Here is a 15,923-nt window from a genome sequence, read left to right as displayed (position 1 = left end):
CCAGCTCATGTCGTCGCCAGCTCTACGCCTCGTCGGATCGGAAAACATGGACAAGCAGAAGGCCCTGGAGGCCGCCCTCGGGCAGATTGAACGGGCCTTCGGCAAGGGCTCGGTGATGAAACTCGGTGCCCGGGAAAGCGTCGTCGAGGCGGAGGCGATTTCGACCGGCTCCCTCGGGCTCGACATCGCGCTCGGCATCGGCGGCCTGCCGCGCGGCCGCATCGTCGAGATCTATGGGCCGGAATCCTCGGGCAAGACGACGCTGGCGCTCCAGGTGGTGGCCAATGCCCAGCGCAAGGGCGGCATCTGCGCCTTCGTCGACGCGGAGCACGCGCTCGATCCGATCTATGCCCGGAAGCTCGGCGTCGACGTCGACGAACTGCTGATCTCCCAGCCCGACACCGGCGAACAGGCGCTCGAGATCGCCGATACGCTGGTGCGCTCCGGCGCGGTCGAGGTCCTGGTGATCGACTCGGTGGCGGCGCTGACGCCCCGCGCCGAACTCGAGGGCGAGATGGGCGATTCCCATGTCGGCCTGCAGGCGCGCCTGATGTCCCAGGCGCTGCGCAAGCTCACGGGCTCGATCTCCAAGACCAACTGCATGGTGATCTTCATCAACCAGATCCGCCAGAAGATCGGTGTGATGTTCGGCAGCCCCGAAACCACCACCGGCGGCAACGCCCTGAAGTTCTATTCCTCCGTCCGCCTCGACATCCGCCGCATCGGCGCGATCAAGGACAAGGACGAGGTGGTGGGCAACCAGACCAAGGTGAAGGTGGTCAAGAACAAGATGGCGCCGCCGTTCAAGGAATCGCTGTTCGACATCATGTACGGCTGCGGCACCTCGAAGGCGGGCGAACTCATCGATCTCGGCATCAAGGCGGGCATCGTCGACAAGTCGGGCTCCTGGTTCTCCTACGACAGCCAGCGCATCGGCCAGGGCCGGGAGAACGCCAAGACCTTCCTCGACGAACATCCCGAAATGGCCGACGAGATCGAGCGCAAGATCCGCGCGAACGCCGGCATCGTCTCCGCCGCCATGACCGGCGCGCCAGAGGCGGACGCCGAAGGCAGTGAATCCGACGCCTGACGTCGGACCGAGGATCGGCCTGCGGGCCCGCGACCTTTCCTTCGGGACGGCGCGGGCCTTCGGCACGAAGGAGGGAACGGCATGAGCGACGGCGTGATTCTCTACACCAACCCCATGTCGCGCGGCCGCATCGCGCGCTGGATGCTCGAAGAGACGGGCATTCCGTACGAAACCCGCGTGCTCGGTTATGCCGGCGCGATGAAGACGCCGGACTATCTGGCGATCAATCCCATGGGCAAGGTGCCGGCGCTGGTCCATGGGGCCGTGGTCGTGACCGAATGCGCCGCCATCTGCGCCTATCTGGCCGACGCCTTTCCGGCCGCCGGCCTCGCGCCCGATCCACGGGATCCCCTGCGCGGCGCCTACTACCGATGGCTCTTCTTCGGCGCCGGCCCCGTCGAACAGGCGGTGACGGATCGCGCGCTGGGGCTACAGGTGCCGGCGGACAAGCGTGTCATGGTCGGTTACGGCAGTTACGACGCCATGCTCGACGGCCTCGAAGGCGCGGTATCGGCCGGGGCCTATCTGCTGGGCGATCGCTTCAGCGCCGCCGACGTCTACCTCGGGTCCCAGATCGGCTGGGGCCTGCAATTCGGCACGCTCGAGAAGCGCCCGGCCTTCGAGACCTATTGGGCGCGCCTCGCCGCGCGGCCGGCCCATGTCCGCGCCACCGAATTGGACGATGCGGACATGGCGGCGGCTTCGTGAGCCTGCCGCCGCTCTCCGTCCTCGACCAGTCGCCGATCCGGTTCGGCGGCACGGCGGCCGACGCCGTGGCCGAGACCGTCGAACTCGCACGCCGGGCGGAGCAATGGGGCTATCGGCGCTTCTGGTGCGCGGAGCATCATTCCTCCGCCGCCTTCGCGGGCTCGGTGCCCGAGGTGCTGATCGGCCATCTGGCGGACCGCACCGATCATATCCGCCTCGGCACCGGCGGCGTCATGCTGTCCCATTATTCGCCGCTCAAGGTGGCGGAGAGTTTCCGCATGCTGGAGACCCTGCACCCCGGGCGCATCGACCTCGGCCTCGGGCGCGCGCCGGGCGGCGATCAATTGTCGACGGCGGCGCTGCGCACCGGGCCGACCGCCTACGGCCCGGAGGTCTTTCCCGAACAATTGGTCGATCTTCTCGCCTATCTGCGGGGCGACATGGCGGCGGAACACCCGTTCTCCAAGGTCAAGGCCCAGCCCCAGGGGACGGGCGTGCCGGATCTCTGGCTGCTCGGCTCCGGCGGCGACTCGGCGGCCTACGCAGGTGCCCTGGGGGCCGGTTTCGCCTATGCCCATTTCATCAATCCGGACAATCTGGTGCAGGCGGTCGACGTCTATCGCCGCAGCTTCCGCCCCGGCCTGACGCCCGAACCGCGCGTCATGCCGGCCGTCTTCGCGCTCGCCGCCGATACGGACGAGGAGGCCCGCTATCTGGCGCGCACGCGGGACGTCTGGGTGCTCAACCTGCTCTCCGGCCGGGACATTCCCTTCCCGGCGCCCGACGCCGTCGATTTCGACGCCCTGCCCGAGCCGGCGCGCCGGCGCCTGGACATGGTCGCGGCGCGCGGCGTCGCCGGCGACGTGGCGACGGTAAGGGCGCGGCTCCAGGATCTTTCCGACAGCGTCCGGGCCGACGAACTGATGATCGTCACCATCACCCATGATTTCGCGGCGCGGCTCCGCTCCTACGAATTGCTCGCGCCGGGCTGATGTTCCCGCCCGGCCCGTCGCCCCGGCGAAGGGCGGGATCCTTGCCGGGACAGCGCGCTTTCCCGTCGCCGGACCCCGGCCTCAGGGCCGGGGCGGCGGTGGCGGGCCTTCGAGGGGCGGGCCCTCCCGGTCTCTATCCCGATCCCGATCCCGATCCCGATCGCGGTCGGGGCGGGGCGGGCGGCCGGGCTTGAAGTGCTGGCGGTCTTCGAGCGACATCCGCGAGACCGCTTCGGTGAAGGCCTGCTGCATGCGGTGTTCGACCGTGTCGCCGAGGGCGGTCATCTTCGCCGTCGCCGCCTCGAAGGCCGCGCGGTCGAAGGGATCGGCCACCATCAGGCGGCGCAACTCGCGGCGCGCCCCGTGCAGGTCGCGGAACGTCTCCTTCAGGTCGCGCCGCGCGGCGCGCAGGCTGTCGCGGAGCGCATCGCGCCCTTCGGGCGAGAGATCCTCGAACAGGCCTTCGACCATATAGGGATTGGCCAGGCTGACGGGCGGCGGCGGGCGATCGCCGAACCAGTGGGAGGCGACGACGCCGGCGACGAGCAGATTGCCCGCCAGCGAGACGGTGAGGGCGACCACCAGGCCGATGATCCAGCGCCGTTCAGCTGTCATAATTGTCTCCCGCCATCAGGGCCTGGAATTCATAGGTGGGGTCGTCGTCCACCGCCTGAGTACCGAAGGGATCGGTGCCGAAGGGATCGGTGATCAGGCCGCTCCAGCCGGCGAAGACGCCGAACAGCAGCGAGGCGGCGAGGGCGAAGGCGGCCGGCGCCACCACGCGCCGGGTCGGGAAGGGCACCACAACATTGTCCCTGATCGCCTGGCCGGAGGCCCGCGCCGCCGCCATGATCCGCGCCTTCAGGTCGGAAACATCGGGTGCCGGGCGGGCCAGCAGGGCGGCCATGCGCCGGGCCGCCCCATGCATCGCCCGAGCCTCGGCGGAAGTGTCGAGCAGCAGGCGCGCCGCCGCCGCGCGGTCCGGATCCCATGCCGCGAGATCGGGGCCGCGGCGGTCGAGTTCGGCCTGGAACTGGTCTGGTGTCATCGTCCTGGTCATGTCAGTGCACCTTTCCGGCAAGGGATCGGGCAGGGTCGTGGTCGGAAAGCGCGGCCCGAAGGCTGCGCCGCGCCCGCACGAGAAGGGATTCGAGCGCGCCCTCGCTCACGTCGAGAAGGGCGCTCGCCTCGGCCTGGCTGAAACCGTCGGCGAGGCAGAGCCGCACCGCCTGGGCCTGACGTTCCGGCAGGCCCGCCAGCGCCGCTTCGAGGGCGCGGCCGAGTTCGAGCCTGGTCGCCGCTTCCTCCGGATCCTCGCCGGGGTCGACCGGTTCGGGCACGTCGTCGAGGGCGGCGGGGCGGTGCTTGCGCATATGATCGAGAGACAGATTCATCACGATTCGCCAGAGCCAGGTTGAAACCCGCGCCGTGGGCTGCCAGCGGCCGGCGCCGGTCCAGACCCGCAGGAAGGCTTCCTGCGCGATCTCGTCCGCCACCGCCCGATTGCGCGTCACGCGCTGCGCCAGCGCCACGGCCCGCGACAGATGGCGGTCCATCAGTTCGCCGAAAGCCGCCTCGCCGCCGCGCGCGATGGCCGCCATCAGGTCTTCGTCGTCCGCGTCCATCAGGTCGGCGCCTGTGGAAACGTCCTTCGCTTGCGCCATTCGGGCCTTGCCGTCCACGTCGTCAGTTCCGTTGCGTCACCTCGATGTAACGCCCGTCCCGCAAATTTCCTGCGTGCCGCCTAGACGCTTTACCCAAGGGGGCAAGCTTCGCTAGCTTCGGCCCGGCTGGCTGGGGTTTGCGAGGGTATCATGGTCGAAGCGCTTTCGCGCGAGCCGGTCGAGGACAAATCCGTCGGCCTGGACGCGCAAATTCGCGCCGAAGTGCTCGCCGCCCTGGAGGACGGCGATCGCGACCGGCTGCGCGCGCTGCTCGGCGATATCCATGTCGCCGATTTCGCCGACCTGTTCGAACAGCTTTCCCACGACCAGCGCCGCGACGTGATCGAGGCGCTGGGCAGCGATCTCGACCCCGAGCTTCTGTCGGAACTCCACGGCCCCGTGCTGGCCGAGGTGCTGGACCTGATCGGCCCGCGCGAGGCGGCGGCGGCGCTGACCCAACTCGACACCGACGACGCCGTCTATGTCCTCAACGAATTCGACGAGGACCAGCAGCGCGAGGTGCTGGCGGAAATGGAGGCGGACGACCGCCTCCTCCTCCAGAGCGGGCTTGCCTATCCCGAGGATTCGGCCGGCCGCCTGATGGATCGCGACGTGGTCGCGGTGCCGGACTTCTGGAGCATCGGCCGCATTCTTCAGTATCTGCGCAGCGAGGCGGAACTGCCGGACCGCTTCTTCGAGATCGTGGTGATCGACGGCGAGCGAAGGCCGGTCGGCACCGTGCCCCTGGACCGCATGCTGCGCACCAATGCCGATCTGCCCGTCGGCATGATCATGGAGGCGGCCGGCCACCTGGTGCCTGTCGACATGGACCAGGAGGAAGTCGCCTTCCTGTTCCAGCAGTATCACCTGGTCAACGCCGTGGTGGTGGACCGCGACGGGCGCCTGGCCGGCGTCATCACCGGCGACGACATCGCCGACGTCATCGAGCAGGAGGTCGAGGAAGACGCCATGCTGCTGGGCGGTGTCGCCGAGACCGACATTCAGGAATCGGTCTGGACCACCACGCGCTCGCGCTTCGCCTGGCTCTTCGTCAACCTGGGCACGGCCTTTCTGGCGTCGGCCGTCATCGGCCTGTTCGATGGCGCGATCGAGAAGATCGTGGCGCTGGCCGTGCTCATGCCCATCGTCGCCTCCATGGGCGGCAATGCCGCGACCCAGACCCTGACCGTCGCCGTCCGCACCATCGCGACCCGCGAGCTGACCACGGCCAACGCCCGGCGCGTCGTCACCAAGGAGGCGCTGGTCGGCGCCATCAACGGCGCGGTCTTCGCCCTGATCGTCGGCGCCATCGGCTTTGCCTGGTTCGGCGATTGGGAATTGGGCGCGGTCTTTGCCGTCGCCATGGTCATCAACATGGTGGCGGCGGCCCTGGCCGGGGTTCTCGTTCCCATCACCCTCGATCGCTTCGGGGTCGATCCCGCCATCGCCTCGGGCGTCTTCGTCACCACGGTGACCGACATCGTCGGCTTCCTCGCCTTCCTCGGGCTCGCGGCGCTGCTCTTGCTGTGACGGGTGACAAACGGCGGTCAAAGGGCTAGACCCATGGCCGAGATTTTCGGAAAGCCGGGTCATGGATCTGAGTATTGTCATCCCCGTCCTGAACGAGGCCGAGAATGTGGGGCCGCTCCTGGACGAGGTTCTCGCCGCGCTTCGCCCCGTCGGCATCGCCTTCGAGGTGATCTTCGTCAATGACGGTTCGAACGACGAGACCGCATCGCGCCTTGCCGCCCGCGCGGCGGATGCGCCCGAACTCCGCGTCGTCCATCATGCCCGGCGCTATGGCCAGAGCATGGGGGTGCGCAGCGGCGTCCTGGCGGCGCGCGGCACCTGGGTCGGCACCATGGACGGCGACCGCCAGAACGATCCCGCCGATCTGCCGCGCATGTGGGCCGCCGCCAACGGCCCGGAACAGCCCGGCCTGATCGCCGGCGAGCGCGTCAAGCGCAACGACAATTGGCAGAAGCGCTATGCCTCGCGCTTCGCCAACTGGCTGCGCCAGAAGATGCTGAAGGACGGGGTGAAGGATACCGGCTGCGGCCTGAAGATGTTCCGCCGCGACCTTTTTCTGGAATTTCCGCATTTCGATCACATGCACCGCTATCTGCCGGCGCTGGCCCGGCGCCACGGCGCCAAGGTGCTGCCGGTTCCCGTGGGGCACCGCGCGCGCGAGGCGGGCACTTCCAAATACGGCACCCTCGACCGGGCGCTGGTCGGCATCACCGACCTGTTCGGCGTCTGGTGGCTGATCCGCCGGTCCAACTTCCCGATCCGGCTGCGCGATGACGGCGGCGCGAGCTGACGGCCCCCACACGGCCCCCCACCGTGGGGGGCTGGCGCGGCTGGCGGTCCTGGCGCTTCTCTGTCTCGCCATGTTCCTGCCCGGCCTCGCCGCCCTGCCACCGACCGACCGTGACGAATCCCGCTTCGCCCAGGCTTCGCGCCAGATGGTGGAGAGCGGCGATTATGTCGACATCCGCTTTCAGGACGTGCCCCGCCACAAGAAGCCGATCGGCATCTACTGGCTCCAGGCGGCCGCCGTCGAGCTGACGGGCGAGGGGGCTTCGGCGCCCATCTGGGTCTATCGCCTGCCCTCCATGCTCGGCATCCTGGGGGCGGTCCTCCTCCTCCATGGCATCGGGCGGCGCTTCGCGGGCGAGGATGTCGCCTTCGGCGCGGCCGCCCTGCTCGCCGCCGCCCTGGTGTGCAACATCGAGGCGCGGCTGGCCAAGACCGACGCCATGCTGCTGTTCGCCACCCTGGGCGCCCTGATCGCCTTTGGCCGGATCTATCTGGCGGCGGTGGCCGGGCGCCTGTCGGGCTGGGGCATGTCCCTGCTGGCCTGGGCCTTCGTCGGTCTCGGCGTCTTGATCAAGGGGCCGATCACGCCGCTGGTCGGCGCCCTTGCCGTCGTCACCCTGCTGATCGCCGACCGGGGGCAGGGCCACAACCGCCTGTTCCTCCGCGCGCTGCGCATCCTGCCCGGCCTCGGTCTCGTCGTCCTGATGGCGGCGCCCTGGCTGATCGCCATCACGCTGCGCACCCAGGGGGCCTTCTTCTCCGACTCGGTCGGGGGCGATCTGGTGCCGAAACTCCTCGGCGGGGAGGAGAGCCACGGCGCGCCGCCCGGCTATTACTTCCTGACCATGACGGGGATGCTGTGGCCCGGCGCGGTGCTGGTCGGGCTGGGCCTGCCGTGGGCCTTCGCGATGCGGCGCCGACCCTGGGTGCGCTTCTGCCTCGCCTGGGCGGTGCCCGGTTTCCTGCTCTTCGAACTGGTGCCGACCAAGCTGCCCCATTACACGATGCCCTATTTCCCGGCCCTGCTGCTGATCGGCGTCGGCGCCGCGCTCGACGGTTTCCGGCCGGAAAGCCGGCTGGGGCGGATCTGGCGCCTGTTGGTCCTCGTCGCTTTCGGGGCGGTCGGGGCCGTGCTGTCCCTCGGCCTGGCCGGGCTCGAATGGCATTTCGCGGGCGGGCCCGGCGTCGCCGGGATCGCGGTCGCGATCGCCGGGCTGGCGGCGACGGCGGCGGCCCTGGTGCTGCTGACCCGGGGCGCCACGGCGCGGGCGATCATGGTCATGGTGGTCGGCGCGCTGGCGCTTTATGGCACCGCCTTCTCGGCCATCCTGCCGGGGGCGAGCGCGCTCTGGCCCGGGCGGGCCCTTGCCGCCGAGATGGAGCGAGCGGGCGTGATGGATGCCCCCGCGCTCGCCGTCGTCGGCTATGCCGAACCCAGCCTCGTCTTCCTGACGCGGACCGACATGAACAGCGTCGGCGCCGCCGAGGCCGCGTCCCTGATCCGTGACGTGCGGGGCGCCGTGGTTCTGGTCGAGGAGCGGGAGCGCGAAGGCTTCGATGCCGCAATCGGCGCCGTCGCGGTCGAGGAACTGGGGCGGGTGACCGGCTTCAATGTCTCGCGCGGCAAGCCGGTCGATATCGCGATCCTGCGCAGGGCCCCATGAGTGGGGGGGCCACGGTACGGTTGGTCTGGGCGCTGGCGCAGGAGAGCCTGACCGGCAGCGCCGATCTGATCCGGCGCCATTGGCCCTATTACCTCCTGCTGGCGCTGGTTGTCGTCGCCCTGATGCTCACGGTCGACCGGCCGCTCGCGCTCTGGCTCTACGGTCTGCCGGCGGCGGACAAGGCGTTCTTCGCCGCGATCAACGAGGTCGGGCGCTCTGGCTGGATGTTCGCGGCGGCGGCCGTCGTCCTCATCGCCGGGCTGGTCCTGCATCGCCGGGGCCTCGTGTTGCGCGGCGCCTATGTCATCGGCGCCATCGCCATGGGCGGCTGGGCGATCAATGTCGTCAAGGTGGTGGCGGCGCGGGCAAGGCCGCGCCTCCTGGTCGGCGACGGCACCTATGGCTTTCAGGGCTTCGCCATTGATGCCGACTGGAATTCCTTCCCCTCCGGCCACAGTCAGGCGATCGCCGGGCTGGCCGGGGCGCTGTCCTGCATCTGGCCGCGCTTCGCGCCGCTGTTCCTGGCGCTCGCCGTGCTGCCGGCCGTGGCCCGCGCGGTCATGCTGAACCATTTCGCATCCGACGTTCTGGCCGGCTATGCCGCCGGCCTCACCGTCGCCATCGCCCTTGCCCGCGCCATGACGGCGCGCGGACTTGTGGTTCGACATTTTGAAACGGATGGGAACTATCCGTCTCAAAAGGTCGGTCCACCGGGGCCCAGAATGAAGAGGGAGATACGATGAACATTGGCCCCATGCCCGATTTCGACGACGATCTCGGCGAGGACATCCGCATGCTGCGCCAGTCGGTGGCCAGCTTCACGGCCAACGAAATCACGCCGCGCGCCGGCGACATCGATCGCGACAACGAATTCCCGCCCGACCTCTGGCCGAAGCTCGGCGATCTCGGCGTGCTGGGCATCACGGTCGAGGAGGAGTATGGCGGCACCGGTCTCGGCTATCTCGCCCATGTCGTCGCGATGGAAGAGATCAGCCGGGGGTCGGCCTCGGTCGGGCTGTCCTATGGCGCCCATTCCAACCTCTGCGTCAATCAGATCCGCCTCAATGGCAATGACGAGCAGAAGAGCCGCTTCCTGCCCGGCCTCGTCGCCGGCACCAGCATCGGCGCGCTCGCCATGTCCGAGGCGGGCTCGGGCTCCGACGTCGTCTCCATGCGCCTGAAGGCCGAGAAGAAGGGCGACCGCTACATCCTGAACGGCACCAAGTTCTGGATCACCAATGGTCCCAACGCGGACGTCCTGGTGGTCTATGCCAAGACCGATCCCGAGGCGGGGCCCAGGGGCATCACCGCCTTCCTGATCGAGAAGGGCATGAAGGGCTTCTCGGTCGGGCCGAAGCTCGACAAGCTCGGCATGCGCGGCTCCAACACCGGCGAGCTGATCTTCGAGGATTGCGAGGTGCCGGAAGAAAACGTGCTGGGCCGGATCGGCGGCGGCGTGCGCGTTCTCATGTCGGGCCTCGATTACGAGCGTGCCGTGCTCTCGGCCGGGCCGCTCGGCATCATGCAGGCCTGTCTCGACGTGGTCATTCCCTATGTCCACGAGCGCAAGCAATTCGGCCAGGCGATCGGCGAATTCCAGCTCATGCAGGGCAAGCTGGCGGACATGTATGTGACGCTGGGCGCGGCACGGGCCTATGTCTATGCCGTCGCGCGCGCCTGCGACCGGGGCAAGGTGACCCGCAAGGACGCGGCCGGCGCCATCCTCTACGCGGCGGAGGCCGCGACCAAGCTCTCGCTCGAGGCGATCCAGACCCTGGGCGGCAATGGTTACATCAACGACTATCCGACGGGCCGCCTGCTGCGCGATGCCAAGCTCTATGAGATCGGCGCCGGTACCAGCGAGATCCGCCGCATGCTGATCGGCCGCGAACTCTTCGCCGAGACGGCCTGATCCGCTTGACTCTCGTCGCCCCGGCGAAGGCCGGGGCCTCGTGACCAGAAGGCGCCCCTTCCCGGGCAGGCTTCCGGCCTGCACCGGGACGACGCTTTCGATCAGGATCAGATCTGCTGCATCGGATCGTCCAGATCGTCGGCATCGAAACCCTTGGTGCCGGCGCGCCGCGTGTTGGGGTCGATGAAGGAAATGGTCATCGCCAGCGCCAGTAGCCCGGCGCCGATGAAATAGGGAAGGGCCGGGTCGATCTGGTAGGCCGGCATGGCGATGAAGGGCATGACCAGGAAGCCGGCGGCATTGGTCGCGTTGGAGAGCCCGGCGACGGCGCCCTGTTCGTCGCGACGCACCACCAGGGAGGCGACGGCGGCATTGCCCGGCCGGGCCATGCCCTGGCCGAGGCCGATCATGGTCAGGGCGAAGACCAGCGGCCCGATCTGATCGGCGAAAGCGAGCAGCAGGAAGGCCGCCGCCGAGATCCCGAGGCCGCCGCGCTCCAGCGCCGGCGCGGTCATGCGGAACCGGTGCACGATCACCAACTGGCTGAACAGGGTGGCCATGGAGGCGGCCATCAGTCCGATCCCGGCATATTGCGCGGCATCGTCCAGCGGCAGCACCAGGCGATCCATCATGTAGAAGGCGACGGTCTGGATCATCACCGCCTGGGCGGCGGAGATGAGCCCGCCGTTGGCGAGGTTGAGCACGATGCGCCGGTCGAAGATGCGCATGCGCTTCTTCTCGCGGCTGGGGACCGGGCGTTCCGTCTCGGGCAGGAAGAACCAGATCAGGGCCGCGCTGAGAAGCCCCAGCAGGACGCAGAAGTAGAACGGCGCAAGAATGTCGACGATGACCAGGCTGGCGGAAAGGCCGGGCCCCACGGTGGCGCCGAGACCATAGGCGGCAGCGATGGTGGCGACGGCCCTCGTCCGCTCATCGCGCGTGCTCCGGTCGGCGACATAGGCCTGGGCGGCGGGATTGGCGGCCGAGACGATCAGGCCGTAGAGCGAGCGGGTGACGATCAGGATCGGAAAGCCGACGGCGATGGAGATCCAGGCCGCCTTCGCCGCCTCCAGCGTGAAGGTGAAGAGCAGCATGGAAAGGGAGAAGCCGAGCAGGCCGATGAGCACCGTCGTCTTCCGCCCCAGCCGGTCGGAGCGCCGGCCCCACCACGGCGTGGTGATCAGCCAGAACAGCGACGACAGCACGAAGATGGAGCCGACCTGAAGCTCGGACAGGCCCAATTCGCGGGCGATCGGCGGCAGGATGGCATAGACAACGGCCTGGCTGAAGCCGGTGCACATGAGCCCGAGCGTGAGCACCAGGAAGGCCCGGCGCCTTGCCCCCGGATCCATGGGAAAGGTCGCCCTGTCGCCTGTCGCCGCCTTCTGCCGGGCGGTCTCCGTATCGATCTGATTCATGTTTCCGCCGGTCGGGCTTAGTCGGATCAAAGTCTCTCGCGATTCTGACATCAACGATCAGATCTGCCGAAACTTGTTTCCCTTCATCTGGATTTCGAACATGGCACCTCCGCTCACGAGCGGCACCTGCTTTTCCATCGTTTCCCACATTGCCATCAACCGTTCCATTTTCTTCATGACGGACGATTTCTGCAGTCCCGGCGCAAAAATGAAGGCGATGAGTTTCGAGGAACGGAAGACTTGCTGTTCGGCCTTGTTCTTCGCAATCCGACGGTCGGCCGACAGGACGACCCAGCCGCCCTCGCGGTTGAGTTCCGAGATCCATCGGACATCGCTGACCGCGGCCTCGAAGCGATCGCGCAGATGGACGACCTGGTGCTTGTCGACGAAGAGGGCCGCCAAGGCTCTCGCCAGCGCCGGCGGCAAATTCTCGTCGACCATCACCTTCAAGTGGATGCCAACTCCTCGTGGAAACGGACGGCGTCCTGTACGACGGCGCGATCCACTTCATAAAGGGCGGCCACGCGGGCAAGAGACTCTTCGACCTTCACGGCGTCCGAAAGAACAATGGTCGGGACACCGGAGGCCGCAGCGATGGGCTGGCCGAACGCGCGTGCGGGATCGACAACGATACTTCCCTTGCCGTGATATGGCCGCCACCGGGTCACGGTGTCGTCTTCGACGTCGAGATCCTTGAAGGTCTGCGCGACGACATCACCGAACACGAATTGCTTGCGGCGAAGATCGAGCAGCTTCGGGTCGTCGCTGTCGTTGAGGCTCTGGAGAAATATGGTTCTTCCGTCGGTCCTGAACCGGCCCGTGGAGAATGGCCGGTCGGAATCGATGCATTCGCGCGCCTGTGCCAGACAGGCGCGGACCGCCTTCAGGCCGATGCCCGCATTCACGAAGGCCCTTACGAAGCGCAGTTCCATCAGATCGCGGAAGCTGAGTTCGGTCGTTCCGTTGATCGAGTGCAGATCGGGTTGCCACAACGGCTCTACATGGTGGCATTCGCCGTCTTCGACGTAGTCGTAGCCCATCATCCACCGACGGATGGTTCGTGGCGGTGCTTTTATCAGCCGGGCGACCTCGCCGACATCGTACAGCCCGACGCCGACGAACTCGTGAAGGGGCGAAAACATGTTCATAGGTGTTTTTTTGAGCCCTCTACCGTGCCAAAGCAACAGAAAGCATGGCTATGGGCTGGCGGCGCCGGGCCTTAAACCCCGGCGCCCAGGCTTGGCGACAGACGGCTCAGCGCCAGCCGGCGCGGTCGAGCAGGCGGACGGCGGCGGCGTTGTTCTGGCCGAGTTCCGCGATGGGCAGCGTGTCGCGCTTGAACGGGCCGAAACCCTGCACCACCGAGGAAGGCGCGATGCCGTCCAGGATGGGGAATTCATTGTTGGCGCCGGCGAAGATTTCCTGGGCTTCGGGGCTCGCCAGATATTCGAGGAACTTGATCGCGGCGTCCTTGTTCGGCGCGTGCGCCGCGACACCGGCGCCGGAAACGTTGATATGGGTGCCGAAGCTGTCCTGATCCGGGAAGAACAGGCCGACCTTCGCCACGACGTCCTGATCCTCCGGCTTGTCGGAGGCGACGAGGCGGGCGAAGTAATAGTGGTTCACGATCGCCACATCGGCTTCGCCCACGGCGACGGCGCGGATCTGGTCGGTATCGCCGCCCTTGGGCGCGCGGGCGAAATTGGCGACCACGCCCTTGGCCCAGGCCTCGGTCCTTTCCTCGCCCAGATGGGCGATCAGGCCGGCGACCATGGACTGGACATATTCGTTGTTGGAGGAGCGGGACAGTACGCGACCCTTCCATTTCGGGTCCGCCAGATCCTCATAGGTCGAGAGCTCTTCCGGCTTCACGGCGTCCTTGTTGTAGACGAGGACGCGGGCGCGGGTGGCGAAGGCGTACCAGAGGCCGCTCGGCTCGTGGAACTGATCGGGGACCGCTTCCTCGAGCTCGGGCGAGGTGACGGGCTGGAACAGATCCGCCGCCTGGGCGCGCCACAGGTTGGCGGCGTCGGTGGTGATGAAGACGTCGGCCGGGCTGTTGGCGCCTTCGAGCTTCATGCGCTGCACCAGTTCGGCCGCCTTGCCCTGGATCAGATTCACGGTGATCCCGGTTTCTTCCTTGAACTTGCCGAAGAGGATTTCGTCGGACGGATAATGCCGCGAGGAATAGACATTCAGCTCCTCGGCCTGTGCCGTGGCCGCGGTGAGGCCGAGCCCCAGGGCGAGGGTGACGAAAAGGCGACGCATGTCCTGTCCTCCGGTGTTAATGCGAATGTTTCGCAATTGCGGGGCAATATGGGAGGCGGGCGCCGACAATTCAAGGCCCGCCATTGCGACCCTTTGGACGCTGGGCTACAAGGGCGGTCAATCCACGTCAGCATGTAAAGCGAACAGAGGGCAGGGCCGATGGCTTCCTACCAATACGTCTATGTGATGAAGGATCTGTCCAAGACCTATCCGGGTGGGAAGACGGTTCTGAAGAATGTCTGGCTGTCGTTCTTGCCGGGCGCCAAGATCGGCGTCCTCGGCGGCAACGGCGCCGGTAAGTCGACCCTGATGAAGATCATGGCCGGCATCGACACGGAATTTAACGGCGAGGCCTGGGCGGCGGACGGCGTCAAGGTCGGCTATCTGCCCCAGGAACCCCCGCTGGATCCGAAGCTCGACGTCCTCGGCAACGTCATGCTGGGCGTCGGCGAGGTGAAGGCCCTGCTCGACGAATTCGAGGAAGTCTCGATGAAGTTCGGCGAGGAGATGACGGACGACGAGATGAACGATCTCATCGCCCGTCAGGCCGAACTGCAGGAACAGATCGACGCCAAGGACGCCTGGGACCTCCAGCGCCATGTCGAGATCGCCATGGACGCACTGCGCTGCCCGCCGGGCGAAGCCGACGTGACGACGCTTTCGGGCGGCGAGCGGCGCCGCGTTGCGCTGTGCCGTCTGCTGCTTGAAAAACCCGACATGCTGCTGCTCGACGAACCGACCAACCACCTGGACGCGGAATCGATCGCCTGGCTGGAGAAGTTCCTCGAGAAGTACGAGGGCACGGTCGTGGCGGTCACCCACGATCGCTACTTCCTCGACAATGTCGCCGGCTGGATCCTCGAAATGGACCGTGGCCAGTGCCTGCCCTTCGAGGGCAATTACTCGGGCTGGATGGAAGCCAAGCGCAAGCGACAGGAAATCGAGAAGAACCAGGAAGAATCGCGCCAGAAGGCGATCGAGCGCGAATTGGAATGGATCAGGGCTTCACCCCGGGCCCGCCAGTCCAAGTCCAAGGCGCGTATCGCGGCCTTCGACGATCTGGTGGCGAAACAGGGCGAGCGCGAGATCGGCCGCTCCACCATCGTCATTCCGCCGGGCCCGCGCCTGGGCGGTCTCGTCGTGGAGGCCAAGGGCGTCACCAAGGCCTTCGGCGACCGCCTGCTGATCGACGACCTGTCGTTCAACCTGCCGCCGGGCGGCATCTGCGGCATCATCGGCCCGAACGGCGCCGGCAAGACCACCCTGTTCAAGATGATCACGGGCAAGGAGACGCCGGATTCGGGCGAGATCCGCATCGGCGACACCGTCGTGATGGGCTATGTCGACCAGTCGCGCGATGCCCTCGATCCCAACAAGACGGTCTGGGAAGAGGTCTCGGGCGGTCACGAGATGCTGACCATCGGCAAGCGCGAGATCCAGAGCCGCGCCTACCTCGGCTCCTTCAACTTTAGGGGCGCCGATCAGCAGAAGAAGGTCGGCCAGCTCTCGGGCGGCGAGCGCAACCGTGTCCATCTCGCCAAGATGCTGAAGTCGCAGTCGAACTTCCTCCTGCTCGACGAACCGACCAACGATCTCGACGTCGACACGCTCCGCGCGCTCGAGGAGGCGCTGCTCGATTTCGCCGGCTCGGTCATGGTGATCTCCCACGATCGCTATTTCCTCGATCGTATCTCCAGCCACATCATGGCCTTCGAGGGCGACAGCCACGTCGAATGGTTCGAGGGCAACTACCAGGACTACGAGGAAGACCGCCACCGCCGCCTGGGCACCGACGCCGACCAACCCCACCGCATCAAGTACAAGCCGCTGACGCGGGGCTGATCCTGCGCCCGCCGTTCCTCACGGGGCGGCGGGCGTATCGCCGGTT

16 protein-coding genes are annotated in these 15,923 nt (G+C 67.4%); 9 read left to right on the top strand and 7 right to left on the bottom strand.

The window, feature by feature from the left end; all coding sequences use genetic code 11:
• Window positions 1-7 precede the first annotated feature (7 nt).
• The 3 genes from recA (at window position 8) to L2U69_RS12970 (ending at window position 2,790) form a co-directional block, all read left to right on the top strand.
• Window positions 8-1,090, top strand: a complete 1,083-nt coding sequence (recA, locus tag L2U69_RS12980; RefSeq protein ID WP_236107523.1) for a recombinase RecA — start codon at window positions 8-10, stop codon at window positions 1,088-1,090.
• Window positions 1,091-1,171: 81 nt separating this feature from the next.
• A complete protein-coding gene (locus tag L2U69_RS12975) occupies window positions 1,172-1,798 on the top strand; it encodes a glutathione S-transferase family protein (RefSeq protein ID WP_236107522.1) in 627 nt (208 codons plus the stop codon).
• The gene (locus L2U69_RS12970; RefSeq protein WP_236107521.1) at window positions 1,795-2,790 is read left to right on the top strand and encodes an LLM class flavin-dependent oxidoreductase; all 996 of its coding nucleotides are present in this window, start codon (window positions 1,795-1,797) and stop codon (window positions 2,788-2,790) included. Before L2U69_RS12975 ends, L2U69_RS12970 begins: the two co-directional genes overlap by 4 nt.
• An 81-nt stretch (window positions 2,791-2,871) precedes the next feature.
• On the opposite strand, the gene L2U69_RS12965 is transcribed toward L2U69_RS12970, so the two are convergent.
• From L2U69_RS12965 to L2U69_RS12955, 3 genes are read right to left on the bottom strand one after another with little or no spacing between them, the layout of a single operon-like run.
• Window positions 2,872-3,405, bottom strand: a complete 534-nt coding sequence (locus tag L2U69_RS12965; protein WP_236107520.1) for a periplasmic heavy metal sensor — start codon at window positions 3,403-3,405, stop codon at window positions 2,872-2,874.
• A complete protein-coding gene (locus L2U69_RS12960) occupies window positions 3,395-3,850 on the bottom strand; it encodes a hypothetical protein (RefSeq protein ID WP_236107519.1) in 456 nt (151 codons plus the stop codon). The genes L2U69_RS12965 and L2U69_RS12960 overlap by 11 nt, the downstream gene beginning before the upstream one ends.
• 1 nt (window position 3,851) lies before the next feature.
• Entirely contained in the window at window positions 3,852-4,454 is a 603-nt protein-coding gene (locus L2U69_RS12955; protein WP_236107518.1) for a sigma-70 family RNA polymerase sigma factor, read from the bottom strand.
• Window positions 4,455-4,604: 150 nt separating this feature from the next.
• Between L2U69_RS12955 and mgtE the strand changes: the two genes are divergently transcribed.
• From mgtE to L2U69_RS12930, 5 genes are all read left to right on the top strand, one after another.
• Complete coding sequence (gene mgtE / locus L2U69_RS12950; protein WP_236107517.1) at window positions 4,605-5,984, top strand: magnesium transporter; 1,380 nt, start codon at window positions 4,605-4,607, stop codon at window positions 5,982-5,984.
• A 61-nt stretch (window positions 5,985-6,045) separates the two neighbouring features.
• Window positions 6,046-6,774 carry a glycosyltransferase family 2 protein gene (locus L2U69_RS12945; RefSeq protein ID WP_236107516.1) on the top strand — a complete coding sequence of 243 codons (729 nt, stop codon included), beginning with the start codon at window positions 6,046-6,048 and terminating at the stop codon, window positions 6,772-6,774.
• Window positions 6,755-8,437: an ArnT family glycosyltransferase gene (locus tag L2U69_RS12940; RefSeq protein ID WP_236107515.1), complete on the top strand. Its 1,683-nt coding sequence runs from the start codon at window positions 6,755-6,757 to the stop codon at window positions 8,435-8,437. The genes L2U69_RS12945 and L2U69_RS12940 overlap by 20 nt, the downstream gene beginning before the upstream one ends.
• Entirely contained in the window at window positions 8,434-9,180 is a 747-nt protein-coding gene (locus L2U69_RS12935; RefSeq protein WP_236107513.1) for a phosphatase PAP2 family protein, read from the top strand. Before L2U69_RS12940 ends, L2U69_RS12935 begins: the two co-directional genes overlap by 4 nt.
• Complete coding sequence (locus tag L2U69_RS12930) at window positions 9,177-10,349, top strand: isovaleryl-CoA dehydrogenase (RefSeq protein ID WP_329605401.1); 1,173 nt, start codon at window positions 9,177-9,179, stop codon at window positions 10,347-10,349. The genes L2U69_RS12935 and L2U69_RS12930 overlap by 4 nt, the downstream gene beginning before the upstream one ends.
• A gap of 107 nt (window positions 10,350-10,456) precedes the next feature.
• On the opposite strand, the gene L2U69_RS12925 is transcribed toward L2U69_RS12930, so the two are convergent.
• The 4 genes from L2U69_RS12925 to L2U69_RS12910 form a co-directional block, all read right to left on the bottom strand.
• The gene (locus L2U69_RS12925) at window positions 10,457-11,818 is read right to left on the bottom strand and encodes an MFS transporter (RefSeq protein WP_268967373.1); all 1,362 of its coding nucleotides are present in this window, start codon (window positions 11,816-11,818) and stop codon (window positions 10,457-10,459) included.
• A gap of 6 nt (window positions 11,819-11,824) precedes the next feature.
• Window positions 11,825-12,208, bottom strand: coding sequence for a PIN-like domain-containing protein (locus L2U69_RS12920; protein WP_236107659.1), 384 nt, complete (start codon window positions 12,206-12,208; stop codon window positions 11,825-11,827).
• Between the two features lie 5 nt (window positions 12,209-12,213).
• Window positions 12,214-12,915 (bottom strand): hypothetical protein, encoded by a 702-nt coding sequence (locus tag L2U69_RS12915; RefSeq protein WP_236107509.1) that lies wholly within the window; start codon window positions 12,913-12,915, stop codon window positions 12,214-12,216.
• 106 nt (window positions 12,916-13,021) lie between these two features.
• Window positions 13,022-14,035, bottom strand: a complete 1,014-nt coding sequence (locus tag L2U69_RS12910) for a Fe(3+) ABC transporter substrate-binding protein (protein ID WP_236107507.1) — start codon at window positions 14,033-14,035, stop codon at window positions 13,022-13,024.
• Window positions 14,036-14,194: 159 nt separating this feature from the next.
• Between L2U69_RS12910 and ettA the strand changes: the two genes are divergently transcribed.
• Window positions 14,195-15,877 carry an energy-dependent translational throttle protein EttA gene (gene ettA, locus L2U69_RS12905; protein ID WP_236107505.1) on the top strand — a complete coding sequence of 561 codons (1,683 nt, stop codon included), beginning with the start codon at window positions 14,195-14,197 and terminating at the stop codon, window positions 15,875-15,877.
• Window positions 15,878-15,923 lie beyond the last annotated feature (46 nt).

The sequence above is a fragment of the Zavarzinia marina genome, from assembly GCF_021568905.1.
GTDB lineage: Bacteria > Pseudomonadota > Alphaproteobacteria > Zavarziniales > Zavarziniaceae > Zavarzinia > Zavarzinia marina.
This window is presented reverse-complemented; position numbering and strand designations above follow the sequence as displayed.

What these genes read in the sequence shown, in the direction of transcription:
- recA (WP_236107523.1), top strand. Translation starts at nt 8, where the DNA reads ATGTCGTCGCCAGCTCTACGCCTCGTCGGATCGGAAAACATGGACAAG.
- L2U69_RS12975 (WP_236107522.1), top strand. Translation starts at nt 1,172, where the DNA reads ATGAGCGACGGCGTGATTCTCTACACCAACCCCATGTCGCGCGGCCGC.
- L2U69_RS12965 (WP_236107520.1), bottom strand. Translation starts at nt 3,405, where the DNA reads ATGACAGCTGAACGGCGCTGGATCATCGGCCTGGTGGTCGCCCTCACC.
- L2U69_RS12960 (WP_236107519.1), bottom strand. Translation starts at nt 3,850, where the DNA reads ATGACCAGGACGATGACACCAGACCAGTTCCAGGCCGAACTCGACCGC.
- L2U69_RS12955 (WP_236107518.1), bottom strand. Translation starts at nt 4,454, where the DNA reads ATGGCGCAAGCGAAGGACGTTTCCACAGGCGCCGACCTGATGGACGCG.
- mgtE (WP_236107517.1), top strand. Translation starts at nt 4,605, where the DNA reads ATGGTCGAAGCGCTTTCGCGCGAGCCGGTCGAGGACAAATCCGTCGGC.
- L2U69_RS12945 (WP_236107516.1), top strand. Translation starts at nt 6,046, where the DNA reads ATGGATCTGAGTATTGTCATCCCCGTCCTGAACGAGGCCGAGAATGTG.
- L2U69_RS12940 (WP_236107515.1), top strand. Translation starts at nt 6,755, where the DNA reads ATGACGGCGGCGCGAGCTGACGGCCCCCACACGGCCCCCCACCGTGGG.
- L2U69_RS12935 (WP_236107513.1), top strand. Translation starts at nt 8,434, where the DNA reads ATGAGTGGGGGGGCCACGGTACGGTTGGTCTGGGCGCTGGCGCAGGAG.
- L2U69_RS12930 (WP_329605401.1), top strand. Translation starts at nt 9,177, where the DNA reads ATGAACATTGGCCCCATGCCCGATTTCGACGACGATCTCGGCGAGGAC.
- L2U69_RS12925 (WP_268967373.1), bottom strand. Translation starts at nt 11,818, where the DNA reads ATGTCAGAATCGCGAGAGACTTTGATCCGACTAAGCCCGACCGGCGGA.
- L2U69_RS12920 (WP_236107659.1), bottom strand. Translation starts at nt 12,208, where the DNA reads ATGGTCGACGAGAATTTGCCGCCGGCGCTGGCGAGAGCCTTGGCGGCC.
- L2U69_RS12915 (WP_236107509.1), bottom strand. Translation starts at nt 12,915, where the DNA reads ATGAACATGTTTTCGCCCCTTCACGAGTTCGTCGGCGTCGGGCTGTAC.
- L2U69_RS12910 (WP_236107507.1), bottom strand. Translation starts at nt 14,035, where the DNA reads ATGCGTCGCCTTTTCGTCACCCTCGCCCTGGGGCTCGGCCTCACCGCG.
- ettA (WP_236107505.1), top strand. Translation starts at nt 14,195, where the DNA reads ATGGCTTCCTACCAATACGTCTATGTGATGAAGGATCTGTCCAAGACC.